Consider the following 26341-nt stretch of genomic DNA (forward strand, 5'->3'; position numbering starts at 1 on the left):
CCTCCCCCATACCTGGGGGAGGTTTTTTATTTAATACCGTTATGAAAAACAGATTTTTTTTGCTCGTGCTAATGGCCATTGCGCTATTTGATACGGCAAAAGCACAAGACCTAACCTTCCAACAAACCAGCAAAGGTTTATTGTACCACATTTATACCCCTAATACAGGTACCAAAATCAAGCTAAATGATGTTATCACTTTCAACGTGGTGCAAAAAACCAGTAAAGATTCTGTATTGTTTAGCACTTACAAAACCGGTAACCCGGTTAAATTACAGGTGCAGCCTTCGCAAAATATCGGCGATTTGATGGACGTGTTCCCTTTGCTGGCCGATAAAGATAGTGCTTTGGTTAAAGTGCCTGCCGATTCCATTTTTAAGGGCCATGAGGAGCAGCGGCCGCCATTTTTATCCAAAGGCAGCAGTATTGTTTTTGTGTTGAAAATTGAACGTATACAATCATTAGATGAGGCCATGGCAGAGCGTAAAGCCGCTATGGACAAGATGAAAGCCGCAGCCGACCTGATGAAAGCCGCCGAAGTGCCGGCCATGCAAAAATATATTGCCGATAAAAAACTGGTAGTAAAAACTACCTTATCGGGATTAAAATATTATGTAAGCCAACCATCGCTCAAGCGTAAGCCACTTAACGGCGATACTGTATATGTAAATTACGTTGGCCATACCTTGGATGGTAACGTTTTTGACTCGAGTATTGCAAGTGTAGCTCAAGCCGCCGGTCTGCAACAACAGGGCCGCGTGTATGAGCCATTAAATTTGGTATTGGGTACAGGCAGTGTGATTAAGGGATGGGAAGAAGGTTTGCTGTTGCTGAACGAAGGCTCAAAGGCTACATTCATTATTCCATCTGCGCTGGCTTACGGCGAGCGGGGAGCGGGGAACGATATCAAACCTTACAGCACCCTGGTGTTTGACCTGGAGCTGGTTAAAGTAAAACCTGGCCATCATGCACCGGCTAAGCCTGCAGTTAAAAAGAAAACTACCACCAAAAAATACGTGAAAAAGAAAAGCGCGGTTAAAAAGTGACAATAAAAGGTGCCTTCTGTAACAACAGAAGGCATTTTTTGTTAATTTTGCGCCTACAATGGTGTTAACAGATACACATACCCACCTATATTACGAGCCAGACCATAACAAACGTGCACAATTGATCCATCGTTGCCTGGATAACAACGTTAGCAGGTTGTTTCTGCCTAATGTGGATGCTGCATCCGTATCCAAGGTGTTTGAACTGACCGATGCCTTTCCTGCCCATTGTTTTGCCATGCTGGGTTTACATCCCTGCGAAGTTAAGGCCGATTGGGAGCAGCAACTCGATTTGATCATGAATGCGCAGCAGGGCAAGCGCATATACGCCGTGGGAGAAATAGGTATCGATCTTTATTGGGATAAAACCTTTTTATCGGAACAGCAAAAGGCTTTCAGGAAGCAAATAAACTGGGCCAAAAGCCAGGATTTACCTATTGTAATCCATTGCCGGGATGCATTTGATGAGGTTTATGCTATTTTGGAGGAACAAAAGGACGATAAGCTTCGCGGCATCTTCCATTGTTTTAGCGGAACCCTTGAACAAGCTGAAAAAATTATCGAACTGGGATTTTTTTTGGGAATAGGGGGTGTTATTACTTATAAAAACGCCGGACTTGATAAAATTGTACAACAAATTGATATGGAACATCTGGTTTTAGAAACAGATTCTCCTTATCTTACACCCGTTCCGTATCGGGGTAAACCTAATGAGTCATCATTCCTGATATACGTCGCTCAAAAAATTGCAGATTTACATCAGGTAGATATGGACACGGTAGCGTCAATAACCACAAAAAATTCCATCCGTATTTTCGGTGTTTAAATGATGATTTTATTTAATTTTAAAAAGAAACATAATAATCCATGACTAAGATATTGATCATCTATACCGGCGGGACGATAGGTATGATGACTGATCCCAAGACGAAAGCGCTCAAGCCCATCAATTTTGAGCAGATCATGGATAACGTGCCTGAACTTGAACGCCTAAACTGCCAGATAGAGGTACGCTCTTTCGATCATATCATCGATTCATCTAACATGAATCCGGAAATTTGGGGCGAACTGGCGGCCATTATTGAAAAATATTACGATAACGTAGATGGCTTTGTAGTGCTTCACGGCTCGGATACCATGGCTTTTACAGCATCAGCTATGAGCTTTATGCTGGAAAACCTGGCTAAGCCGGTAATATTTACAGGCTCGCAATTACCCATAAGCGCTATCAGGACGGATGCTAAGGAAAACCTGATGACGGCCATCGAGATCACGTCGTCTATGAAGGAAGGCCGTGCCCTTGTTCCGGAAGTTGGTATTTATTTCGATTATAAATTATTCCGCGGTAACCGCGCCTTTAAATATAATTCGTCCAAGTTCGAGGCATTCCGCTCTCCCAATTACCCGGTGCTGGTTGAATCGGGCGTCCACCTCCGCTTTAGCGAAAATTACATCCGCAAGCCTGTAGACGCTCCGTTTAAAGTACATAAAAACCTGGTGAACGATATAGCGGTATTGAAATTATATCCCGGTATTAGTCCTAAAGTGGTTGATACTATTGTAAACTCGGATGTGAGGGCCATTGTAATGGAAGCCTTTGGAGCGGGCAATACTACTACCGATACCTGGTTTATCGATATGTTGAAGAAAGCGATTGACAGCGGCAAGGTTATCCTTGATATTTCGCAATGTAAAGTTGGTACGGTTGAGTTAGGCCGTTATGAAACCAGCAAACAACTCAAAGATATGGGCGTAGCCAATGGGTTTGACATGACCTACGAATCGGCCATTACCAAAACTATGTACCTGTTGGGCCAGGAAACTGATCCTGTTAAGGTAACCAGGCTATTGGAGCAGGATCTGCGTGGCGAGCTAACCTGGTATTAAGCATATTGCACAACAAGAGGCTGTCTCAAAATGGTGTGACCCCAAAAAGTTGGACAGTTTACAAAATTAAGTTTTTTGTACGAGAGCTCGGTATTCCACCGGGCTCTTTCCATTTAACCTGTTTTTTATTCTTTCATTGTTATAGTAATGAATGTATTCTTTTAACGAAGTTATAAATTCTTCCGCAGTTTCAAAGCTCTGTTTGTACAGTAATTCTGTCTTTAAGATCCCAAAGAAGCTTTCGGCCAAGGCATTATCCAAGCAGTTTCCCTTTCTGGACATGCTTTGAATAATTCCATGTTTTTCCAAAGCCTTTCTATATCCATAATGTTGATATTGCCACCCTTGGTCAGAGTGAAAAATAAGTCCCCTTATATCTTTCACTTTATCAAAAGCCTCATATAACATTTCATCTATCATCTGCATATTTGGAGATTTTGAAATACTATAAGAAATGACTTCCCCGTTGAACATGTCAATTATAGGAGATAAATAGATCTTCTCCCCTTTAATGTTCATCTGAGTGACATCCGTAGCCCATTTCTGATTAGGCAGATTTGCCTCAAAATCCCTTTCAAGTACATTAGGGGCAATTTTACCAACCTCACCTTTGTATGAGCGATAACTTACTTTCCTGATATTGCATTTTAGGCCTAATGTTCCCATCAATTTTTGGACAGTCTTGTGATTTATGCTATAACCCCGGTTCTTCATTTCGGCGGTGACCCGCCGATAACCATATCTGCCTTTATGCAAGTGGTATATACTTGCGATCTCTTCTTTTTCATGCTTGTATTTATCATCATTTAGGCGCTTGCGATGATAATAAAATACAGAACGAGCCATCTGTTTGCAATCCAATAGAATTGAAACATCATGTTCGGGCCTTAGTTCTTCGATGGCTTTTGCCCACTCATGCGTTCGCGGGCTTCTTTTCCTTGACTAAGGCCGTGACTTTTTTTAATAGTGCGTTCTCCGCCCGCAAACGGCTATTTTCCGCCTGGAGCTTCTCTACTTCTGTTTCAGGTTCAAGCTTCTTTGATCTTCCCATGCATTTAGGTGGTCGTCCAGGATTCTTTTGCTGGTATAGTACTGCATATCCCTCAACCCGTACTGATCTTACCCAGCGCTCTAAAGCAGTCTTGCTTAATCTATATTCCAGAACAACCTGATTTAAAGGTACTTTTTTTTCTATGACAAGCCTTACAACTTCTTCTTTGAAATCAGGCGTGGGCTTGACGTTAGGTTGTTTGAGCAGCCCACTTTCGCCATAAAGATCATATTTCCGAACCCATTCCAATATCATGCCTTCACGGATATGGCGTTCGCGGGATATCCGTAGAATCGGCTTTCCCTTTCTTACTTGAGAAACTACATCAAGTTTCTCTTCAAATGTGTGCTTTGACATAAATAATAAACCCCAAAAGTTTTTGTCTAACTTTTGGGGTTCACTTCAAAAAGGCAGCCTCTTGTTAAAAAAAAACGGATGTTTTCAATTAAAAATTTTGTATATTCATTTGAATTTCAGATATTTAAGTATAAATAGTTATGATTTATGGCATCCGGAAAACCAACTTTCAAGCCCTACTACCAATCCCAGGTCATGGCCATTCCGCCTACCTTAGATGAACTTGTAGCAAAAGGTCATCCTGTTCGTATTGTAAATGATATTGTTAACAGGATCAATATACAGGGTCTTTTGGACGCTTATCATATTAAGGGCACCTCAAGCTACCACCCACAGATGTTGCTAAAAGTTTTGGTTTATGGCTATGTCAGCAACGTTTACAGCAGCAGAAAGCTGGAAACGGCCTGTAAAGAGAACATCAACTTGATGTGGCTGAGCGGAATGAGCTATCCAGACCACAATACCATTAACCGTTTTCGTGGTGTTCGCCTTAAGGACGCCCTGCGCAGCGTTTTCGAGGAAGTAGTAAAACTGTTAGCCGAAGAAGGCCTGTTAAGCATTGAAGAAGTCTATACCGATGGCACCAAGATAGAGGCCAATGCCAACAGATACACTTTTGTATGGAAAAAGGCGATCCAGACCAATAAGGAAAAGATGAAAAAAGCGCTGGGTGAAATCTGGGAATATGCTCAAAGTATAGCCAAAGCCGAAGATAACCTCCCTGAACCACCGGATTTTACGGATATCAGCCCAAAAAGGGTACAGGATACGGTGGATACGCTCAACGCGGTACTGGCCGAGAAGCCCCATACCAGTAAAGAGATGAAGGCAAAGCTGAAATATGTAAGCAGGGAATACCCCAAGAAAATAGCCGAATATGAACGCAAAGAGGCCATTCTGGGCAATCGAAACAGCTTCAGCAAGACCGATACCGATGCAACCTTCATGCGGATGAAGGAAGACCACATGCAGAACGGACAGCTTAAAGCAGGCTACAACGTTCAGATCTCCACATCCAACCAGTTCATCGTCAATTACACCATCCACCCGAACCCCACCGACACCACGACATTACAAGCGCATTTAGAGCAACACAAGGCCAGTTATGGTAAAACCCTGGAAACTATTACTGCAGATGCCGGTTACGGAAGTGAAGAAAATTATGACCTGTTAGAAGCCCGGAATATTGAAGCCTATGTTAAATATGGGATGTTCGATAAACAGCAGAGCGAACATTACAATACCAAGCAGCCATTTAGTGCCGACAAACTGTTCTATGATCCGGCCCAGGATTGCTACATCTGCCCGATGGGACAAAGAATGCACTATATCGGTGATGGAAAGCGAAAAACAAGTACCGGCTTTGAGCAGACCAGCAAAAGGTATCAGGCAAAGAATTGTTCTGGCTGTCCATTAAATGGGGCCTGCCATAAATCTCAGGGGAATAGAATTATAGAGGTTAACGAAAATCTAAAGCGACATAAAGCAATAGCGTACGGACTGCTCAATAGTGAAAAGGGCATCGAAAAACGAAAGCAGCGATGTTATGATGTTGAACCAGTTTTCGGAAATATCAAACAGAACCACGGGTTCCGCCGCTTTATGCTCCGCGGCAAGGAAAAAGTGGCAATCGAATGGGGGTTATTGGCAATTGCACAAAACATCAGGAAAAAAGCAGCTTAAAAAAGCTGTTTTTGTGCCTCTTTTGAAAATAATCGGTTTAGAACAGCAAATTAAGACGGTACAGTCAAAGGATAATATAAAATCCAAAAAAACATAAAAAAGGCCATCTCAGTATTTTGAGACAGCCTCTACCCATCCCGTTTATTCCTATCATCTGCACGTTCGCTCATTCATCATCCGCATCTTAGGCATCTGCACATTTTCACATTTGTCATTTGCACATTCATCCACACATTTCCAAATCCGCACATTTATATTGTATTCTTCAATTTAAAGTTTAAGCTTTGTGCCTATAGTTTAAGCATTAATTATGAAGAACTACATTCAGGCCGACGAGTGGAATATTATAGAAGAAGGTTTTGATCCTCATTTAAATAAAATATCCGAAAGTATTTTTAGCCTGGGTAACGGGCACATGGGGCAGCGCGCCAATTTTGAAGAAGCTTATTCGGGCGAAACCTTACAAGGTAATTATGTTGCCGGGGTATATTATCCTGATAAAACCCGTGTGGGCTGGTGGAAGAACGGCTATCCCGAATATTTTGCCAAAGTGTTAAACGCCGCTAACTGGATAGGGATCGACATTGTTATTGATGGCATACAGCTGGATCTGAGCCAATGTAAAGTGATTTCTTTTAAACGTGTGCTCAATATGCAGCAAGGTTATCTGGAGCGTTTTTTTGTTGCCGAATTGAGCAATGGGAACCAGGTTAGTGTGGCTGCCAAACGTTTTTGCAGTATAGTTGATGAAGAAGCTGGGGCTATCCGCTATAGTATAACCCCGCTTAATTTTAGCGGTGAGGTTAAAATAATGCCTTTTATAGATGGGGATGTGTCCAACTACGATGCCAATTATGATGAGAAGTTTTGGGATCATGTTGACCAGCAAGCTGCCGGGCTGGATACTTACCTGATGCTGGAAACCCGGAAAACCAATTTTGTAGTTTGCACAGGCAGCCGCTTTGCAGTTCATCAAAACGGCCAACTCGTAGCTGTAGAGGCTCAACCCATTTTAAAGGATAAATATGTGGCATCGGTATTTACGTTGAACCTGGTACAGGGGCAGGAGACCGTGATTTATAAATACGCTGCTAATGTATCATCACAAAACTATGCTCCGGAAGATTTGCCAGGCGCTTGTAAAGCTGTCATAGATCGTGTAGCTGCCAAAGGTTTTGAAACCATGCTGCAAGAACAGGCTGATGCCTGGCAAAAAAAATGGGATGAAAGTGATATTGTAATTGAGGGGGATGTTTCGGCACAGCAGGGCATCCGTTTCAATATTTTTCAATTGAGCCAAACCTATACCGGCAAAGATGCCCGCTTAAACATAGGGCCTAAGGGTTTTACGGGCGAAAAGTACGGAGGCTCAACCTATTGGGATACCGAAGCTTATTGCGTGCCCTTTTACCTGGCTACGGCGCCGCAACAGGTAACTAAAAACCTGCTGGTTTACCGGTACAATCAGTTGGGTAAGGCCATAGAGAATGCCACCAAGCTCGGTTTTAACAAGGGAGCGGCTTTATACCCTATGGTTACCATGAACGGGGAGGAATGCCATAACGAATGGGAGATTACTTTTGAGGAGATCCACCGCAATGGCGCCATAGCCTACGCTATATTTAACTATATCCGTTATACCGGCGATCAGGACTATCTGGTAGATTACGGTTTGGAAGTTTTAATCGGTATTGCCCGTTTCTGGAAACAGCGTGTTAACTGGAGCAATGCCAAAAAACAGTATGTCATGCTGGGAGTAACTGGCCCCAACGAATACGAGAATAACATTAACAACAACTGGTACACCAGTACGCTGGCTACCTGGTGCATGGGCTACGCCATAGAGGCGCTTAACTACGTAAAGGCCCAGGCTGCGGATAAATGCCAGGCACTTTTAGGCCGTTTAAACTTTAACGAAGCTGATGAAACCGGCGCCTGGCAGCACATTATTGATAACATGTACTATGCCGAAGATAAGGAGCATGGCATTTACTTGCAGCAGGATGGTTTTTTAGATAAGGAAATTATCCATGTTAAAGATCTGGACCCATCGCAGCGGCCGCTCAATCAGAAATGGAGCTGGGACAGGATACTGAGATCGTGCTTTATTAAACAGGCGGACGTACTGCAGGGGTTTTATTTTTTCAGGGATCAATACGATATAGATACGCTCAGGCGCAATTATAATTTTTATGAACCCTTAACAGTTCACGAGAGTTCGCTTTCGCCTTGTATACATGCTATTTTAGCCTCCAGGTTGGACTTAGCTGATGATGCCTATAACTTTTACCTCCGCACATCAAGGCTCGACCTGGACGATTATAATAACGATACCGAGGATGGCCTGCATATCACCTCAATGGCGGGTACATGGATGAGCGTGGTAGAGGGTTTTGCCGGTATGCACGTTCAGGATGATACGCTAAAATTTGAGCCTTTTTTACCGGCTAAGTGGAAATCGTTTTCGTTTAACGTAGGCTTCAGGAAAAATACGTTAAATGTGAAAATTGTTGCTGATGGCGTACGTATCACCAACCTATCCGGTAGCGCGCTTAGTGTTAATGTATTTGATAAGCCGGTTTTAATTGAAGCAGGAGCTGAGGCTTTTGTTGTACGATGATTGGAGATTGTTGTTTTTAAATTGTTGACAATCAGCATAAAATCGTCATTGCGAGGAACGAAGCAATCTCTACTAAGGCAGAGCGGCCATCTAAGTTCGCCCTGTATAGTTTAGAGATTGCTTCGTCGTGCCTCCTTATAATGATGTCTTAAATCCTTGATTATCAATGCGTATATTTTGCGCGTATAATCAGTATTCTTTAATTTAGAACATCGGCCCGCTCAAACGCCGCGGGAAGGGCTTTGTTCTTTTTGTCTTGACACAAAAAGAACCAAAAAAGTCAAGACTGCCCGATCCTTCTGCCCACAGGCCAACTCCCGGCCCGGCGTGCAGTCTGGCCATTGCGCACTTTCTTTCTACACCTAACAGGCTGCAAGGTTCAAACGGCATCTCTGCTTTTTTCCGGTTGGCCAGTGACTTACTCGGATAAAAGGTTTTGCACATAAAAAAAGGGTGTCATGCTGAGCCTGTCGAAGCACGTTGTGGTGGCCTCTGCAAGCGGCATTCCGCTTTCATTTAGCGCTTAAGGGCCCACCAGTAAAAAAAATCGTAATGACATAGTTTTTTATGCTTTTCAAAGCATTATTCTATATCTTTTTCGGCAGGATCTATTTTATAATGCTATTTATACATTGACCTATAGTTTTTTAGTATAAGTACAAAAAAAGCCGCTCCGGGTACCCGGAGCGGCTTTCAATTTATTAAGTTCGGGAGGAATTATTTCACCTCTTCAAAATCAACATCAGTAACAGCATCACCTGCGGCACCTTGTGGGTTGCCTGCAGCTTGTTCTGCACCTGGTTGAGCTTGTCCGCCATCAGCTGAAGCTTTGTACATATCTTCTGATGCAGCGTTCCATGCATTTTGCAATTCAGCTTGTACAGCGTCAATGTCGGCTATGTTTTTAGCAGAGTAAGCTGCTTTCAATTTTTCTAAGCCGCTTTCGATAGGCGCTTTTTTATCAGCAGGGATTTTATCACCGTACTCTTTCAGTTGTTTTTCTGTCGAGAAGATCAGGGCATCGGCAGCGTTCAGTTTTTCAACTTCTTCTTTTGCCTTTTTGTCAGCATCAGCGTTAGCTTCTGCTTCGTCCTTCATCTTTTTGATCTCGGCATCAGTTAAGCCCGAAGAAGCTTCGATACGGATCTTTTGCTCTTTACCGGTAGCTTTATCCTTTGCAGATACGTGTAATATACCGTTAGCATCAATATCGAAAGTTACTTCAATTTGAGGCACACCGCGAGGTGCTGGTGGTATACCATCTAAGTGGAAACGGCCTATGGTGCGGTTTTGAGCTGCCATTGGGCGTTCGCCTTGTAAAATGTGAATCTCAACCGAAGGCTGGCTATCAGATGCGGTTGAAAAAGTTTCCGACTTTTTAGATGGAATAGTTGTGTTTGATTCGATCAGTTTAGTCATCACGCCACCCATAGTTTCAATACCTAATGAAAGCGGGGTAACATCTAACAACAACACATCCTTAACATCACCTGATAATACACCACCTTGAATGGCAGCACCAATAGCTACTACTTCGTCAGGGTTAACACCTTTTGAAGGAGCCTTGCCAAAGAATTTTTGTACTGCATCTTGTATAGCAGGGATACGGGTTGAACCACCTACCAGGATAATCTCGTCGATATCCGATACGCTTAAACCAGCATTTTTCAAAGCTGTTTTACAAGGCTCAATAGTACGTTTAATTAAGCTATCAGCTAATTGCTCAAATTTAGCGCGGGTTAAAGTTTTAACCAAGTGCTTAGGCATACCGTCAACCGCTGTAATGTATGGCAGGTTAATTTCGGTAGTAGTTGAGCTTGAAAGTTCAACCTTAGCTTTTTCAGCTGATTCTTTTAAACGTTGTAACGACATCGGGTCACGACGCAGGTCAAAACCTTCGTCATTTTTAAACTCGTCTGCCATCCAGTCAATAATAACCTGGTCAAAATCGTCACCACCTAAGTGAGTATCACCGTCGGTTGATTTTACTTCGAACACGCCATCACCTAATTCAAGTACAGATACGTCATGAGTACCACCACCGCAGTCAAACACAACAATTTTCATGTCCTTGTGCGCTTTGTCCAGGCCGTAAGCAAGGGCGGCGGCAGTAGGCTCGTTAATAATACGGCGTACTTTTAAACCAGCGATTTCACCGGCTTCTTTAGTGGCCTGGCGTTGAGCATCGTTAAAATAAGCCGGAACGGTAATAACCGCTTCAGTTACTTCGTGTCCTAAGAAATCCTCAGCAGTTTTCTTCATTTTCTGAAGGATCATAGCTGAAATTTCCTGAGGAGTATATTTACGGTCGTCAATTTCAACACGTGGAGTGTTGTTGTCGCCTTTAACTACTTTATAAGGTACGCGTTCAGCTTCTTTTGTAACCTCGTTAAACTGGTTACCCATAAAACGTTTGATCGAAGAGATCGTTTTTGTTGGGTTAGTGATGGCCTGACGTTTAGCAGGGTCACCAACTTTACGTTCGCCGTTGTCAACAAATGCAACAACTGATGGCGTTGTACGTTTCCCCTCACTGTTAGCAATAACTACAGGCTCGTTACCTTCCATTACAGCTACACAGGAGTTTGTTGTTCCTAAGTCGATTCCAATGATTTTAGACATATGATTGATTTTACTATATTGAATAATTGTTTTACTAAAGCCATATTAACAAGGCTTGTGCCAATATAGCTTTGGCAGCTATATAATAACCAGAATAATTAAATCCAGTCAGATTAGGGTGTAAGGTGGTGACAGGTTGGCAGAAAGCCAGATATTTAATGGCTTTAACGTATGGGAAATTAGAAAGTCAAATTTGTTTCTTTAATCTTTAATCGGCCGCCTATAAAAGCTGAATCACCTTAATAGATTTTTACTTGCAATAGCAATTCTTTATTTACAAAAAGACCCGGTTAACTAACCAGGTCTTTTTGAGTGAAAATGTTATGATTTAGAAGCTATATTTCAAACTTAGCTGACCACTCCAGCGTGAAGTGTAATCATTTACGAAATATGGCCTATAAACACCACGGATTAAATTTAACTTGCTTTGGTCAAAAGTAAACGTTGGGTTTTTGGTTTGACCAACAACAGTAAGTAACTGGATATCTTGGTTGCTGGCGCCATAGCTCCATCCCCAATCCTTGTTCAATAAATTACCTACGTTAAATATATCTGCCGAAATTTGCAGTTTGTGTTGTTTGTATACATAAAAATCCTGAGTCACTTTTAAGTCGAAGTGATTTTCCCAAGGAGTTCTGTCATCGTTACGATCAATAACTTTTCCTTTATTTAATCTTAACGCTTGTTGAGAGTTGATGAAGTTTTTAAAGTCAACCCACTCTTGAGCTGCCGTTTTAACAACAGTAGTTACCTTATTAACGGTTTGAGTTAAATCAACTAAAGTGTATTTTTTATAACCATTAGGATCATTTAACTCATCATCCGAAGGCACATACAGTAAATCCGCACTACCTGTTTTGCTGGTGATATCATCGCCATTAACATTTTTAGAATAGGTATAAGAGATCGGCTGACCTGATTGGCCTGTATAAACTAAACCAATGGTAGTAGCTAATTTATTGTTTGCGTATTTAAAGGTTTTAGATACGTAGGCCACGATGCGAGATCCCGGATCGTAATTTGAGCGAGCTTCTGACAGGTTATTTAAACCGTTAGTATTGTATGCAAAGCGCCAGTTAGAATACGCAACAGAACTTGTACCGTCGTTAAGAGAATAAGACTCACCAAATGTATAAGCAATTGATCCGGCCCATCCGTTAGAGAATGGTTTTTGAATTTGCGCGGTCAAGTTATAAGCATAACCTTGGTTGGTATTGGTAAGCTCGATAACATCGGTAAAGTTAGATGAAGGATAAGCCCTGGTGAAATTATACCACGGACGGGTGCTGTTGCCAATAGTTACTACATCGGTTTGATTACCTATACTTAAATTTTTATAGTTAATGGCATTGATGTTTTTAGTTACCAAGGCTTCAAATGTTCCGATTAATCCCCAGAAACCTAATTTATGATCCACGGCAACATTAGCGCGGAAAATTTGCGGAACTTTGAAATTTGGATCTGTAACATCAACTTCAGTAGCTGGAACTGTAGTTGTTGAAGGAATGTAAGCGCCGCTTAATGGGGCATTTGGATTGTAGTTAAAACGTAGGGTTGAAGGAACGGTGGTATATTTAATTGTTGATACACCATTGGTTCCATACTGGTTAGAGATCCAAACTAACGGAGAGGCACCTGTAAATATACCAGCCCCACCTCTAACTTGTGTTTCGCCATCGCCATTTACGTCCAGGTTAAATCCGATCCTTGGTGAAAATAAAGGGGTAGATTTTGGAACAACGTTGTTTTTAAAACCCATAGAGGCCGGGTCGTTATTAAACGCAACGTTTTCTGTTGGTTTATTAAAGTACACTGGCAAATCAACTCTCAGGCCGTAAGTCAGTTTTAATTTATCATTTACACTCCACACATCCTGACCATATAAGCTAAGGTTTGCAGTGTGTATAACAGCTGCAAATTTATCTCCAGGGTTTGTTGGAGAATAGTTTAAAGTGTAGTTAGTTGGAGCGGTAGTATTGTTTTCAAACGCAGCTATGTTATCAAAACCGGTTGCAGTGTTGTTATAAGTATATGCACCGTTGTAAGCCTGTAAAAAAACGTTTTTGGTGTTGTAAAAATCGTTAGCAGTACCAATTGTAATGGTATGATTATTTTTATAAATGGTATAGTTATCCGTCAGCGAGTAATTGTCTTGTCCCAATGAATTTGCTGCTGAAGAAAAGTCAGCACCCAAATTGTAAGTTAAACCATTTTGAACGATTTGAATGTTTGGAAAAGGTGAGGTTGCCCGGCTATCACGTATATTATTATAGGTAAGACGTAATACGTTTGATGAATTTGATGAAATAGTACTGTTTAACTCAATTACTGAAGAGTTAGTAGTATTATTCATATAATATCCTGCATCGGCAAAGGTAATTGATGTAGGGCTGCGACTGATGATATAATTACTGCCATCAACATAGCTATGACGGAACGTTAATTTGTTTTTGTTGTCAAGGTTCCAGTCAATACGCGCGAATACAGACGTTGAATATTGTTTCTTGTTAATGTCTGTGAAACTACCTGGGTCGTAACTGTACTTGTTTATAACAAAGTTACGTAATGCCTGCAATGTAGCCACATCAAAGTTTGATCCAGAGCCTGACTGCGATGGGTCAAATGCTACCGGTGTTTTGTTATCAAAACGTTCTGCATTAACGTAATAAAACAGTTTGTTTTTAATTATAGGGCCACCTAAACTCAAACCAAAGGTTGTGTTTTTAAATGTGGGATATTTAATATCTGTTAGAACATTTTTACCTATGAAATTCTGATTTTGCAGAAGGGTATAAGCAGAACCGTGTATTTCATTAGTACCGCTTTTGGTTACCGCGTTAATACCACCGCCGGTAAAGCTACCTTGAGTTACATCATAAGGTGCCAACAAAATCTGCACTTGTTGTATAGACTCAAAAGGAATAGGGTTGATACCCGCCTGGCCGCCATTAGTACCTGATGAAGCTAAACCAAAAGCATCATTAGCAGCAGCACCATCGATTGTAAGTCTGTTGTAACGATTGTTTTGACCTGCGAATGTTATACCCAGGGGGCTACCATCACTACCGTTTTTATTAGCAATAGCTTGTGGTGTCAATCTTGCAAAATCCTGGAAACTTCTGGATATAGTTGGTAAAGATTGTAGCTGTTGCTGAGAAATGCTGGTAGATGTACCATTTCTCTCAGAACTAATCACGCTTGCTTTAGTACCTTTAACCGATACTTCCGCTAAAGAACGGGATTCGTCGGTTAAAACGATATTGATTTTCGAAGGTTCGCCTAAGACCAAAAATACGTTTTCGATTGTTTTTGGATTAAAGCCAATAAAAGACACCTTGATAGTGTAAGGTCCGCCAACACGCATGTTCGGTATGGTGTATTGACCATTAGACCTGGTAGCACCTGAATAGACCGATCCTGAAGGAACGTGGGTAGCGACGATTGTAGCGCCCGGTAACGTTACACCTTTGGCATCTTTAACGGCACCAGTTATACTACTGGTGGTTACCTGTGCAAAAGCAATGCAATTGGTAAGCACCGACATTAATAAAATGAGTAAAATCTTCCTCATGTTTGTTTTTTTTTAGTTAAAAAATAAAATCACTAATCGCAGCAAATATACCCACTTAAAACATTGCCATTGTTAACTTAATGTTAACAATGACTGGTATTTCTCCACACTATTTTCAATAAATACTATCTCAAACTACGATATAACTAAAAAAAAAGCAATAAGATGCAAAATTTACATTTTCCTGTTTCAAGGTACCTCAGAAAACAATTAAACTATACAAAGGATAACTCCAAGCTAATCCGCCCCAGATTATTAAATTACAATAAGTAAACCCACCTGTATTCTTCATATCCGTGTTTTTATTTAGATTTGGCATCGAATCGCAAAATGATATAAATAATATGAATTATGATCTGATTGTTATCGGCAGTGGCCCCGGTGGTTACGTTGCCGCAATAAGGGCGTCCCAACTGGGTTTAAAAACTGCTATCATCGAAAAAGAGTCGTTGGGTGGCATTTGCTTAAACTGGGGTTGTATACCAACAAAGGCGTTATTAAAAAGCGCCCAGGTGTTTGAATACATCAATCACGCGGCCGACTATGGTATCAGAGTTCCGAAGGGTGAGGTTGATTTTGAATCGGTTGTAAGAAGAAGCAGGGGCGTGGCCGATGGCATGAGCAAAGGCGTTCAGTTCCTGATGAAAAAAAATAAGATAGATGTGTTAATGGGTACCGGTAAATTAAAGGCGCCCGGCGTTGTTGATGTACAGTTAAACGATGGCACATCAAAAGAGTTAACCGCCAAACACATTATATTGGCAACTGGTGGCCGCTCCCGCGAACTACCTAACCTTAAACAGGATGGTAAAAAGGTGATAGGTTACCGCCAGGCTATGGTGTTACCTTCTGTACCAGCTTCTATTATAGTGGTAGGTTCGGGTGCTATAGGTATTGAGTTTGCCTATTTTTATAATGCCATGGGGAGCAAAGTTACCGTGGTAGAGTTTTTAGATAATATTGTTCCGCTTGAAGACGAGGAAGTTTCTAAACAACTGGCCCGTACGCTTAAAAAGCAAGGCATCAATATCATGACCAGTTCCGTTGTTGAGTCGGTTGATACATCTGGTGAAGGTTGCAAGGTAAATGTAAAATCTCCTAACGGCGATATGCTGATATTGGAGTGCGATATTGTATTATCTGCAGTAGGTATTTCAACCAACTTAGAAGGTCTTGGCCTGGAGGAAGTCGGCGTTGCTACCGATAAAGGAAAAGTTTTGGTGGACGACTATTACAAAACCAATATTGAAGGTGTATACGCCATTGGCGATATTGTAAAAGGACAAGCACTGGCTCACGTAGCGTCTGCCGAAGGCATCATCTGCGTTGAAAAAATTGCCGGACTGAATCCTGAACCCTTAAATTACAACAATATACCGGGTTGTACTTACTGCTCACCAGAAGTTGCTTCGGTAGGTTATACCGAGAAGGCCGCTAAAGAAGCAGGTTACGAAATCAAGGTAGGTAAATTTCCGTTCTCGGCATCGGGCAAAGCAAGTGCCGCCGGCGCAAAGGATGGTTTTGTTAAACTGATATTTGATGCCAAATACGGCGAATTTTTAGGTGCGCACATGATTGGCATGAACGTAACCGAAATGATTGCCGAGGTAGTAACCGCCCGCAAGTTGGAAGCAACCGGCCACGAGATCATCAAATCGGTACACCCTCACCCAACCATGAGCGAGGCTGTGATGGAAGCAGCGGCAGCGGCTTATGATGAGGTGATACACCTTTAAGAATGTCCATAGTCGATGGTTCATAGTCCATAGTTGATAATCCCAATACTATGGACTATCGACTATGGTCCATGGACTAAAACTCCTTCTTAATGAAACTCTACACTATAGATACCGGTTTTTTTAAGTTAGATGGCGGCGCTATGTTTGGCGTAGTGCCTAAATCCATCTGGCAACGTACTAATCCAGCAGATGCTAATAATTTATGCACCTGGGCCATGCGTTGCCTGTTGATTGAGGACGAGGGCCGACTGATTTTGGTTGACAATGGTATAGGTAATAAGCAGGACGCCAAATTTTTAAGCCACTATTATTTGCATGGCGATGCTACCTTAGATGGGTCGTTAGCCAAACATGGGTTTCACCGTGATGATATTACCGATGTTTTTTTAACTCATCTCCATTTTGATCATTGCGGCGGCTCCATCATCCGCGAAGGCGATCAACTGGTGCCAGCTTTTAAAAATGCCACTTACTGGAGCAACCAGGAACATTGGAACTGGGCGGTTTATCCTAACGAGCGCGAAAAGGCTTCTTTTCTAAAAGAAAACATCCTTCCTATCCAGGAGAGCGGCAAATTAAAATTTATTGAGTCTGTTGACGGAGTTCAGTTTAGGAAAAACATCGTTGTGAGGTTTGCTTACGGGCATACCGATTCTATGATGTTGCCGCAGATCTATTACAAGGATAAAACCATCCTGTATATGGCCGATCTTTTACCCTCTACCGGCCATATCCCTCTACCGTATGTAATGGCCTATGACATGTTTCCGCTGAAAACCATTACCGAACGAAAGGCTTTTTTTGCAGAAGCTGTTGAAAAAGAGTTTATCCTGTTTTTAGAGCACGATCCGGTAAATGAGTGCTGCACATTGCAACAAACTGAAAAGGGCATCAGGCTAAAGGATACTTTTAAGCTTGCTGATATTTAAATTTACTTAACCGCCATATTAAAAGCCTCGGTAGCAGCTTTAGCTTGGTTTTCATCGCCCAGGTAACTCCAACGCACACCTACAATATACTTTTGCATTACTTGCGCAATCTGCTCGGCGGTAACTTGTTCAAGCATGTTAGGCGCAATCTCAAAGAAATTCCATCCGCCCATTATTTCGGCAAGGCCAAGGTTGGATGTAATGGCAGACGAGCTTTGGAGCTTTTTATAGTTGTTGGTGATATAGCTGCTCTTCATCTCGTTTAAAGCGCGGTTGCTTACAATGAGTTTTTTTACCCGGTTTAACTGGTTGGTCATGATACTCACAGCTTCAGCAGGGTTAGTGGTGCTTACATACATCACAGCGTATGGCATCCGTAAGTTGGTAGAGTAAGCTCCCGGTGCGTAAGATAAATTGCGTTTGGTGCGGATCTCGGAAAATAATACACCGCCGAGTACCGAGGTGCCTAAACGAAAGGGAATAAAATCGGGGCTGGTCATCACCGGTGCATTCAGCACGCCATTAATGTAGTTAGTTGATAAGTTGCGTTGTTCAGATACCAGTTTATTATCCTTCCATAAGGGTTCTTTCAATACGGCTTCCTCGTATGGCAAAGCCGGTATATTGCCAAAAGCAGCGCTCACTTTTGCAATAATCTCGTCTTTGGTAATTTTGCCCGCTATAACGATAAACATTTTGTTCTTGTTCAGTAACGTGGTATAGTATTTCTTCAAGTCCTCTGCGTTTAAGGCGGGTATCGTTTCTTCTGTTCCGTCAGGGTCGGTGGCATACGCTGTACCCTCAAAAGCATTTTTTAGAGTGAGTTGTTCAATGTGTTTATCCGGGCTCGATTCGGTTTGCTTGATGTCGGCAATCATTTTGTTTTTCACTAACTTCAATTCGCGCTCGTTAAAAACAGGGTTGTTTACTGCGTCAGCAAGCAAATCCCATCCCTTATCGAAATATTTCGAGATACAACTCATTCCAATGGCTCCATAGTCATATTCAGCGGTGCTCGAAAGATCGATGTCGTAATAATCGGCTATGTCTTTAAACTGGTCTGCCGTGTGCTTGGTGGTACCACATTTGGTAACAGCCTCTAAAGTAAGTTTTTCTATGCCGGCCTGCTGCGCGTTGTAATTACTTACTCCGCCCCTAAAATACACCCGCACGCTAACCATGTTTTTTACGGTAGGTTTAAATATTACTTTAATGCCGTTTACATTAAATGCGGAAGTTTCGTACTGGGCGAAAGAGGATGTAAAACAGGCGGTGATTAATATCAGGGTAAAAAGTGTAGCTTTCATATTGTATTATTATTCGGCGGTAAAAAAATCTTCAGGTTTAATGCTCGCCTTCATGGCGGGGCTTAATAGCAATCCGGCGCAATAAGGTTTGTTTTTAATATACTTATCCACATAAGCTTTCAAATCGCTTTTGGTAACCTTCTTCAGGTTATCGTTATAAGTGGTAAAATAATCGATAGATGCCGATGCCCACCAAAAGGACAAGGTTTGCACAAAATTCGAAGCTACTTCCTGTTCCTGTTGTTGTTTAATTTCTAATTTCCTTTTGGCAGTTTCAACCTGTTCATCGGTTACATAGTCGTCATGGTCAAAAAGGGCTATCTGTTTCTTCACTTCGGCCATGCACTCCTTAACTTTATCGGGGTTAGGTATTACTATCAAAGTAATAGGGCCTACATGTTTTAAGGTTAAGTAACCAATATTTACTTCAAGCGCCAGCCCGGACTGTAAAAGGGCCTTACTGAGTTGTGACGAATTTTGATCGATGATATAAGAAAAAACATCAGCCGCATATGTTGCTGGGATGTCGGTACGTGTATCCGGGCCCTGCCAGTTAATCTCAATCATCGGCACCCGCGCTATATTTGATTCCACTACAAAGTAATCTGTTTTTTGCAGCGGCTTAAATTCAGGAACCGGCCATTTTTTAAACGGATCAAAGGCCGAAGGCCGCCAATTGGCATAGATATTTTCAACCTGCTTAAAAACATCTTCGTGCGATACGTCACCAGCGATAGTTAACAGCGAGTTATTCGGGTAGTAGTATTTATTCTTGATGGAATCCATCATGGCAGGCGTGGCCGTGCGGATCACAGTGTGGTTGCCAATGGTGTTTTTGCGGCTATAGAGGTCGCCCCATAAATGGTGCTCCATCACATCATTCAACGCATAATAAGGGCTCGATTCCTTCCGCTGAAACTCGCCGTCAACTACGATATTCTCGCGGGCCATTTCTTCGGCATTAAAACTCGGGTAGCGAATGGCCGAGTTCATAAATTTCAATCCTTCTTTTAAGTTCTTTTTAGGCAAGGTGAAATAGTATCGCACGTTTTCAACCGTGGTAGTGCCGTTAAAATCCATACCAAGCTCGCTTACCCGGCTCATAAATTCCTGCTGACTGCTATAGTCTTTGTTCGCCTTAAAAAACATGTGTTCGTAAAGGTGGCTCAGGCCATTAAATTCAGGCGATTCGGTGTAAGCACCGTTCCGGCAGGTAATCACAATGGTAGCCAGCGGTACACTGTTATCTTCAACAACCAACACATCCAAACCATTTGGTAATGTCTTTAAAAAAATATTTTCGGGAAGCTTGTTTTGGGCGTGCAATACGCTATATCCAAAGCAAAGGCACAATAAGAAGTAAATCTTTTTCGTCATATTGTAATAATATTAGGTCGCCCTAAATATATCAATTATGTGTATAAATAATAGATGTTTCATTATTTTGTGGCTGCCTATTTTACCTTCGCTTTAAAAACTTTAAACCGGGATGCTTAAAAACAATTGTTATTTTAGCTGGCCAAAGCATACCGTTAAATATGTCTGTTCTGCTATTAACTACTATCATTTTAATTGGCGCTTACGCTGCCGGCCTGGTTGGGTCGTTAACGGGATTGGGTGGAGGCGTGGTGATCATTCCCCTATTAACGGTGCTGCTTCACGTCGACATTCATTACGCCATCGGTGCCTCGCTGGTATCGGTTATAGCTACCTCATCTGGCTCTGCCTCTGCTTATGTTAAAGAGGGGATTACGAATATGCGGCTGGGTATGTTTTTAGAAATAGCCACCACCAGTGGAGCCATTGCCGGAGCCATTGTAGCTAAGTATTTACCTGTACAATACATAGCGATACTGTTTGGTCTGGTTCTTATCTTTTCGGCATTGATGTCGTTACGTAAAAAGGTTGAACATGTTGATGAGTATAAAAGTCCGCTTGCCAAAAAACTAAAGCTCAATAGCACCTATCCCTCCGGTACAGAAGTTGTGGCCTACGGCGTGCGCAATGTGGGCGGAGGATTTTTTATGATGATTTTTGCCGGCATGATGTCGGGCTTATTGGGTATTGGCTCGGGGGCGCTAAAAGTAGTAGCCATGGATGGCATCATGGGCATTCCGTTTAAGGTATCAACCACCACCAGTAATTTTATGATTGGCGTTACAGCTGCCGCGAGTGCCGTAGTATACCTGCAACGAGGTTACATTGAACCCGGATTGGCCATGCCGGTAGTAGTAGGCGTTTTATTGGGGGCTTTTACCGGATCAAAAATACTGGTACACTCGCAATCGCAAAAGCTGAGGTACTTTTTTGCCGTTATCGTTACGTTTTTAGCCGTGCAGATGATTTATAAAGGCTTAACCGGAACTGTATGAAAAAGACTGCCAGTACCAACGATAAGGATATAGAGCAACTCATCGGCTCCTTGTTACGCTGGGGCGTACTGCTTTCCATGGCTGTTGTATTAATAGGCGGTGCCATTTATTTGTACAGGCATGGGCATGAGGTGATTGACTATTCGATTTTTAAATCCCAGCCCGATTTTACCCGTCAGGTTCAACCCATTATAGCAGGTGCCATACATTTACGAGGAAGGGCAATTATTCAGTTCGGCATTATCCTGCTTATTGCAACCCCCATTTGCCGTGTGCTGCTTTCGGCAATAGGTTTCGCCGCCGAAAAGGATTACCTGTATGTTGGTATAGCCGCGTTTGTTTTGGCTATTATTACTGTAAGTATGCTGGGGGGCTTTGGTGGATGAGCTAAACCGGGTATCGTTTTTGCCGAAGCTGTTACTTATAATAATGTCATGTTAAGTTATTGACTGTGAATGTTAAATTTTTTTCATCATGTCATCCCGAAGCGAGGAGGGATCTCCTAAAAGCGGTTTTCTCCGATAATCAGTATTCTTAATTTACAACATCGGCCCGCTCAATCGCCGCGGAAGAGCTTGTTACGTTATTCACTATTGTTTGTTTTTGGTGTGAATGAATGCTACGCAGTTCTGTCTTGACACAAAAAGAACCAAAACCGACCGTAGGGGAGCTCATGAACACCTTTAAAAAAACAAGCAACAGGTGAATAACGTCAAGACTGCCCGATCCTTCCACCCGCAGGCCAACTCCCGGCCCGGCGTGCAGTCAGGCTTTTGCGCACTTTCTTTCTGCACCTAACGGTCTGCGAGGTTCAAACGTCATCTCTGTTTTTTTTCGGCTGGCCGTGTTCATTACTTCTAATGACATTAGTTTCTAACAACTTCACGATTCAATATTTTTAAATAACCTGAATTATATGTGGCCTGAATTAGATATTTCATAATATAGATATAGTTCATTTACATATCCCGCAATAATACCGCCGCCTTAAAACTTTAAGCAACTTTCTGCCGTTGTTAAAATAGTATAAATTGATAATGCTGCTGAAAACCATGTAACCTAAACCTTACAGCTTCATCATCATTAATTTTTTATAATTATGAAAAAGTTATTTGTAATTCTGAGCATATTTTTATTCGCCGAACAAACGCAGGCGCAAAAAAACTATTATTTAAGTCCGGTATCGATGGATAGTTCCGTATCGGTTTCTTTGCCAAGACAGTTTAATAAAACCAATGCCAATAACCAACTGACTTACGCCGCCAATGGCGAATACGGAACCATGGTGGTAATTAAATCAGCAAATCCGGCCAATGCTCAAATTGTTAAGAATGAAAAGGGACTGAATAATGTATTCCAGGAGTACATCAAAAAAGTGCAGTCATCTTTAACAAATGCCACTGTTGTAAACGACCATGATGTAACGGTAGGTAAATTGGAGATGCGCGATTTTGCCTTGCAGGTTGATACCGGCAGCGGCTTACAGGTAAGGCACTTTAGATTGCTGTATACCAAAAACAATACCTATACTTTTGAATACCTGTACGACGATTTTAGAAAAGATGCCGCCGTAGGGGAGATGAACGCCTTTTTTCAATCTATCAAAACCACTCCGGATTTGGACCGGAACGACCAGTATGTAACTACCAGCCAGGGAGAGCGCCCGGTGATTGTGAATATTTTGTTGTTCGGGTTACTGCCTTTAACCGCAATTATAGCCATAGTCGTATTCTTTAGGCGCAGAAATACTTCGCTGACTTAAAATTTAGGATGCTTTTTGATCAATCCCCGGTTCCATTTTTCAGAGTGGATAAAGGGTTTGTTGTCAATCCAGCTGATCCATAAAACAGTGATCAAAACGCCCAATGCCGATCCTCCCACTACATCCTCAAAAAAATGTTCGCTGAGGTACATGCGGGAGTAGCCTACTAAAATAGCCAATACCAAAAACAATAACCCCCAGCTTTTTCTGGGGGTTATATAAGTTAATACCACGGCGGTAGAAAACGCCGAAACACTATGCCCTGATGGGAAACTCAGCGTTTCCAACATTTCAACCCCCTTAACCAGGTACATTTTACTGGCCTGCGCCTTAAAAAAAATAACCGGGCGCGGCGTGGCCACCATACGTTTTAAAAGCTGTGCTATCAGCGAGGTAATAACATAACTGGTACCCATCAAAAAGCTTTTACGGTAGCTGAAAAACAACAAAATTAATGTAAGGATGATGGATACAATACCATCGCCCATATTAGTCCACAGCGCGAAGAAGGTATCGCCCGCAGTGAAATGCCATCCATTTACGGTGAAATAGATCTGAGATTTGCTGTATATCAACGCGATAACCAGGCAAACCGACAGGATGACGAGGTAAGGAATAAATAAAAAACGCACCTGTTTTAAAACGCTGATGATACTGGTTTTCATGGGCGCAAGTTAATTAGATAAGCTTATTTATTCAATGCAAAAAAATCGTTATGTTTGGTGTTAGCTAATTTACATAATGTCGAAAAATATATTTCGTAAAAAGTCTCTCGAACGAATTTTATCTGATGTAGCCACTGGTTTTAGTGACGCTGAGCATCCCGGATCGGCATCCCACCTTAAAAAAGAATTAAACGTTAAAGATTTAACCCTGATGGGCATTGCCGCCGTTGTTGGCGCCGGTATATTCTCAACCATTGGTACGGCAGCGTTTAACGGTGGGCCGGGGGTATCTATTTTATTTGTACTTACAGCCATCACCTGTGGCTTTTCGGCGCTATGCTATGCCGAATTTGCCTCTCGCATACCTGTATCGGGCAGTGCTTATACTTATGCTTACGCTTCTTTTGGCGAACTGATTGCCTGGATAATAGGCTGGGACCTGTTAATGGAATATGCTATTGGCAATATTGCGGTAGCTATTTCATGGAGCGAGTATTTTATCAATTTGCTGGAGGGTTTCCATATTCACATCCCCTCATACCTCACTATGGATTACCTGTCGGCCTACCGCGCTAAGGCTACTATAGCCGAATTAACCGCGAGCGGCCATGTAGCAGATGTTACCGATAGGCTAAAATCAGAAGCGGTAGCCTGGGCTACCGCTCCCGGCATTGGTAATTTTAAGCTCATTGCCAACATACCAGCCTTAGCTATTGTATTTGTAATTACTTACCTGGTGTACATCGGTATACGCGAAACCAAAAAGGCTACCAATGCCATGGTGATTTTAAAAATTGCCGTGGTAATATTTGTTATCGTATTAGGTTTTTTTTACATCACTCCTGCCAACTGGCACCCCTTTTTACCTAATGGTTTCGGTGGCGTGATGAAAGGCGTTTCAGGCGTTTTCTTTGCCTACATCGGTTTTGATGCGATATCAACCACTGCCGAAGAGTGTGAGAATCCGCAGCGCGACTTACCGCGCGGGATGATCTACTCCCTCATTATCTGCACGGTGTTGTATATCCTGATTGCCCTGGTATTAACCGGTATGGTGAGTTATAAGGAGCTGCAGGTTGGTGATCCGTTGGCCTTTGTTTTCCAAAGGCTGGGGCTCAAAAATATCAGTTATGTGATATCTATCAGCGCAGTGATAGCCACAGCCAGCGTGCTGCTTATTTTTCAATTAGGGCAGCCGCGGATATGGATGAGCATGAGCCGTGATGGTTTGTTACCCAAGGCATTTTCGCGCATTCATCCCAAATACCATACCCCATCTTTCGCTACCATTGTTACCGGTTTCGTGGTGGCTATACCCGCTCTGTTTATGAACCTGACCGAGGTTACCGACTTAACAAGCATAGGCACCTTGTTTGCTTTTGTATTGGTTTGTGGCGGCGTATTGTTGCTGCCGCGAGAAGAAGCGCAAAAGGGCCGGTTCCATTTGCCCTACGTTAACTCCAAATTTATTGCGCCGGTGATATTTGTGATAGGCTGCATACTTTTTTATCATCAGTTTTTAGGCCTGTTTGATTATACTGGCGGCTGGGAGGTTTACAGGGAAAAATTACCCTATTTTGTATTTGTTATTCTGGCCGCGGCATTAACGGTACTGGCTTTTGTTAAAAACTTATCCTTAATACCGGTACTGGGCCTGCTAAGCTGCCTATACCTGATGACGGAATTAGGCTATACCAACTGGCTTCGTTTTTTAATATGGCTGGTTATCGGTTTGGTTATTTATTTTAGTTACGGGCATAAAAATAGTGTACTGGGGAAAGAAGAAAAAGCCGCACAACAATCAGCATCATCATGAGCTACTATATTACCGCCGTCGGCTTAGGAGCCGCTTTTTGTACCACCATATCATTTTTGCCACAAGCGGTTAAAACTATCCAAACTAAAGATACCTCGGGGATATCCCTACTGATGTATAGCTTTTTTACCTTCGGAACCTTGCTTTGGCTTGTTTATGGCATAATGAGTCGTGATGTACCTGTAGCCACTGCCAACGCCATTACATTGGTATTTGCTTGTATTATTTTGGTTTATAAAATCAGGTATAAATAGAGTACATCATTATTCTTCGCCTTTGTTGGTATCCTCTTCACCCGTAGTCGGTGTCCCCACCGACAATGTATTATGTAACGATGCTTAACGCGATTTGCCATTTTGTAATGATGGTTTTGATATAATGTTTTGATTATCAGTGTGTGATTCGATAAACAGTATTCTTAATTTAGAGCATCGGCCCGCTCAATCGCCGCGGGAAGGGCTTTGTTCTTTTTGTCTTGACACAAAAAGAACCAAAAAAGTCAAGACTGCCCGATCCTTCCGCCCGCAAGGCCAAACCCGGCCCGGCGTGCAGTCAGGCTTTTGCGCACTTTTGTTTTTGCTCCAATAATTACCGAAGTTTCAAACGTCACCTCTATTTTTTTCGGGTTGGTCGGATCCATTACTTATAGTGACGTGTATTCGAGTCAAGACTCCCGATCCTTCCGCCCACAGGACCAACTCCTGGCCTGGCGTACAGTAGGGCTTTTTGCATACTTTTTACCCTGTGTCGGGTGTCCTCTTTATCCTGTTTCGGTGTCCTCACCGACAATGTATGCAACCTGCTTAGCGGAATTTGAAATCTTAGGCTGTCCGATCCCGATCCTGCCCCTCACAAGGTGCCCTATGTACGGGGGCCGTAGGACCCTTGCGTACCTATACCTAATAGTTCACCAA

General features: G+C 42.3%; 19 protein-coding genes. 12 read left to right on the forward strand and 7 right to left on the reverse strand.

The window, feature by feature from the left end; translation table 11 throughout:
• Window positions 1–41: 41 nt before the first annotated feature.
• From MUCPA_RS21825 to MUCPA_RS21835, 3 genes are read left to right on the forward strand one after another with little or no spacing between them, the layout of a single operon-like run.
• Window positions 42–1046 (forward strand): FKBP-type peptidyl-prolyl cis-trans isomerase, encoded by a 1005-nt coding sequence (locus MUCPA_RS21825; RefSeq protein ID WP_008509371.1) that lies wholly within the window; start codon window positions 42–44, stop codon window positions 1044–1046.
• A gap of 58 nt (window positions 1047–1104) precedes the next feature.
• Window positions 1105–1872, forward strand: coding sequence for a TatD family hydrolase (locus tag MUCPA_RS21830; RefSeq protein WP_008509372.1), 768 nt, complete (start codon window positions 1105–1107; stop codon window positions 1870–1872).
• A gap of 41 nt (window positions 1873–1913) precedes the next feature.
• Window positions 1914–2933 carry an asparaginase gene (locus tag MUCPA_RS21835; protein WP_008509373.1) on the forward strand — a complete coding sequence of 340 codons (1020 nt, stop codon included), beginning with the start codon at window positions 1914–1916 and terminating at the stop codon, window positions 2931–2933.
• A 66-nt stretch (window positions 2934–2999) separates the two neighbouring features.
• Here the strand turns inward: MUCPA_RS21835 and MUCPA_RS21840 are convergent, their stop codons facing one another.
• Window positions 3000–3833 carry an IS3 family transposase gene (locus MUCPA_RS21840; RefSeq protein WP_157544135.1) on the reverse strand — a complete coding sequence of 278 codons (834 nt, stop codon included), beginning with the start codon at window positions 3831–3833 and terminating at the stop codon, window positions 3000–3002.
• Between the two features lie 13 nt (window positions 3834–3846).
• On the reverse strand, window positions 3847–4341 hold the full coding sequence (locus MUCPA_RS21845; protein WP_008509374.1) for a helix-turn-helix domain-containing protein: 495 nt from the start codon (window positions 4339–4341) through the stop codon (window positions 3847–3849).
• A 147-nt stretch (window positions 4342–4488) separates the two neighbouring features.
• Here MUCPA_RS21845 and MUCPA_RS21850 point away from each other — a divergent pair, with 147 nt between their 5' ends.
• Window positions 4489–6024 (forward strand): IS1182 family transposase, encoded by a 1536-nt coding sequence (locus MUCPA_RS21850; RefSeq protein WP_008509375.1) that lies wholly within the window; start codon window positions 4489–4491, stop codon window positions 6022–6024.
• Between the two features lie 310 nt (window positions 6025–6334).
• Complete coding sequence (locus MUCPA_RS21855) at window positions 6335–8644, forward strand: glycoside hydrolase family 65 protein (protein WP_008509376.1); 2310 nt, start codon at window positions 6335–6337, stop codon at window positions 8642–8644.
• Between the two features lie 717 nt (window positions 8645–9361).
• Here MUCPA_RS21855 and dnaK read toward each other — a convergent pair.
• Together dnaK and MUCPA_RS21870 are read right to left on the reverse strand one after the other, a co-directional pair.
• Window positions 9362–11266, reverse strand: a complete 1905-nt coding sequence (gene dnaK / locus MUCPA_RS21865) for a molecular chaperone DnaK (protein WP_008509377.1) — start codon at window positions 11264–11266, stop codon at window positions 9362–9364.
• Between the two features lie 328 nt (window positions 11267–11594).
• Entirely contained in the window at window positions 11595–14837 is a 3243-nt protein-coding gene (locus MUCPA_RS21870) for a TonB-dependent receptor (protein ID WP_008509378.1), read from the reverse strand.
• A 344-nt stretch (window positions 14838–15181) separates the two neighbouring features.
• On the opposite strand from MUCPA_RS21870, the gene lpdA reads away from it, so the two are divergent.
• Together lpdA and MUCPA_RS21880 are read left to right on the forward strand one after the other, a co-directional pair.
• The gene (gene lpdA, locus MUCPA_RS21875; RefSeq protein ID WP_008509379.1) at window positions 15182–16573 is read left to right on the forward strand and encodes a dihydrolipoyl dehydrogenase; all 1392 of its coding nucleotides are present in this window, start codon (window positions 15182–15184) and stop codon (window positions 16571–16573) included.
• A 92-nt stretch (window positions 16574–16665) separates the two neighbouring features.
• Entirely contained in the window at window positions 16666–17505 is an 840-nt protein-coding gene (locus MUCPA_RS21880) for an MBL fold metallo-hydrolase (RefSeq protein ID WP_008509380.1), read from the forward strand.
• 2 nt (window positions 17506–17507) lie between these two features.
• Here the strand turns inward: MUCPA_RS21880 and MUCPA_RS21885 are convergent, their stop codons facing one another.
• Together MUCPA_RS21885 and MUCPA_RS21890 are read right to left on the reverse strand one after the other, a co-directional pair.
• Window positions 17508–18812, reverse strand: coding sequence for a M16 family metallopeptidase (locus MUCPA_RS21885; RefSeq protein WP_008509382.1), 1305 nt, complete (start codon window positions 18810–18812; stop codon window positions 17508–17510).
• 9 nt (window positions 18813–18821) lie between these two features.
• Complete coding sequence (locus tag MUCPA_RS21890) at window positions 18822–20189, reverse strand: M16 family metallopeptidase (RefSeq protein ID WP_008509384.1); 1368 nt, start codon at window positions 20187–20189, stop codon at window positions 18822–18824.
• A gap of 161 nt (window positions 20190–20350) precedes the next feature.
• Here MUCPA_RS21890 and MUCPA_RS21895 point away from each other — a divergent pair, with 161 nt between their 5' ends.
• The 3 genes from MUCPA_RS21895 (at window position 20351) to MUCPA_RS21905 (ending at window position 22946) form a co-directional block, all read left to right on the forward strand.
• Window positions 20351–21184, forward strand: a complete 834-nt coding sequence (locus tag MUCPA_RS21895; protein WP_008509385.1) for a sulfite exporter TauE/SafE family protein — start codon at window positions 20351–20353, stop codon at window positions 21182–21184.
• Complete coding sequence (locus MUCPA_RS21900; RefSeq protein ID WP_008509386.1) at window positions 21181–21570, forward strand: DUF1634 domain-containing protein; 390 nt, start codon at window positions 21181–21183, stop codon at window positions 21568–21570. Before MUCPA_RS21895 ends, MUCPA_RS21900 begins: the two co-directional genes overlap by 4 nt.
• A gap of 713 nt (window positions 21571–22283) precedes the next feature.
• Entirely contained in the window at window positions 22284–22946 is a 663-nt protein-coding gene (locus MUCPA_RS21905) for a hypothetical protein (RefSeq protein WP_008509387.1), read from the forward strand.
• Here the strand turns inward: MUCPA_RS21905 and MUCPA_RS21910 are convergent.
• Entirely contained in the window at window positions 22943–23611 is a 669-nt protein-coding gene (locus MUCPA_RS21910) for a phosphatase PAP2 family protein (RefSeq protein ID WP_008509388.1), read from the reverse strand. The two genes, MUCPA_RS21905 and MUCPA_RS21910, sit on opposite strands and share 4 nt — an antisense overlap.
• A 76-nt stretch (window positions 23612–23687) precedes the next feature.
• On the opposite strand from MUCPA_RS21910, the gene MUCPA_RS21915 reads away from it, so the two are divergent.
• Window positions 23688–25427 carry an amino acid permease gene (locus MUCPA_RS21915; protein WP_008509389.1) on the forward strand — a complete coding sequence of 580 codons (1740 nt, stop codon included), beginning with the start codon at window positions 23688–23690 and terminating at the stop codon, window positions 25425–25427.
• Complete coding sequence (locus tag MUCPA_RS21920) at window positions 25424–25681, forward strand: SemiSWEET transporter (RefSeq protein ID WP_008509390.1); 258 nt, start codon at window positions 25424–25426, stop codon at window positions 25679–25681. Before MUCPA_RS21915 ends, MUCPA_RS21920 begins: the two co-directional genes overlap by 4 nt.
• Window positions 25682–26341: the final 660 nt, after the last annotated feature.

The organism is Mucilaginibacter paludis DSM 18603 (genome assembly GCF_000166195.2).
GTDB lineage: Bacteria > Bacteroidota > Bacteroidia > Sphingobacteriales > Sphingobacteriaceae > Mucilaginibacter > Mucilaginibacter paludis.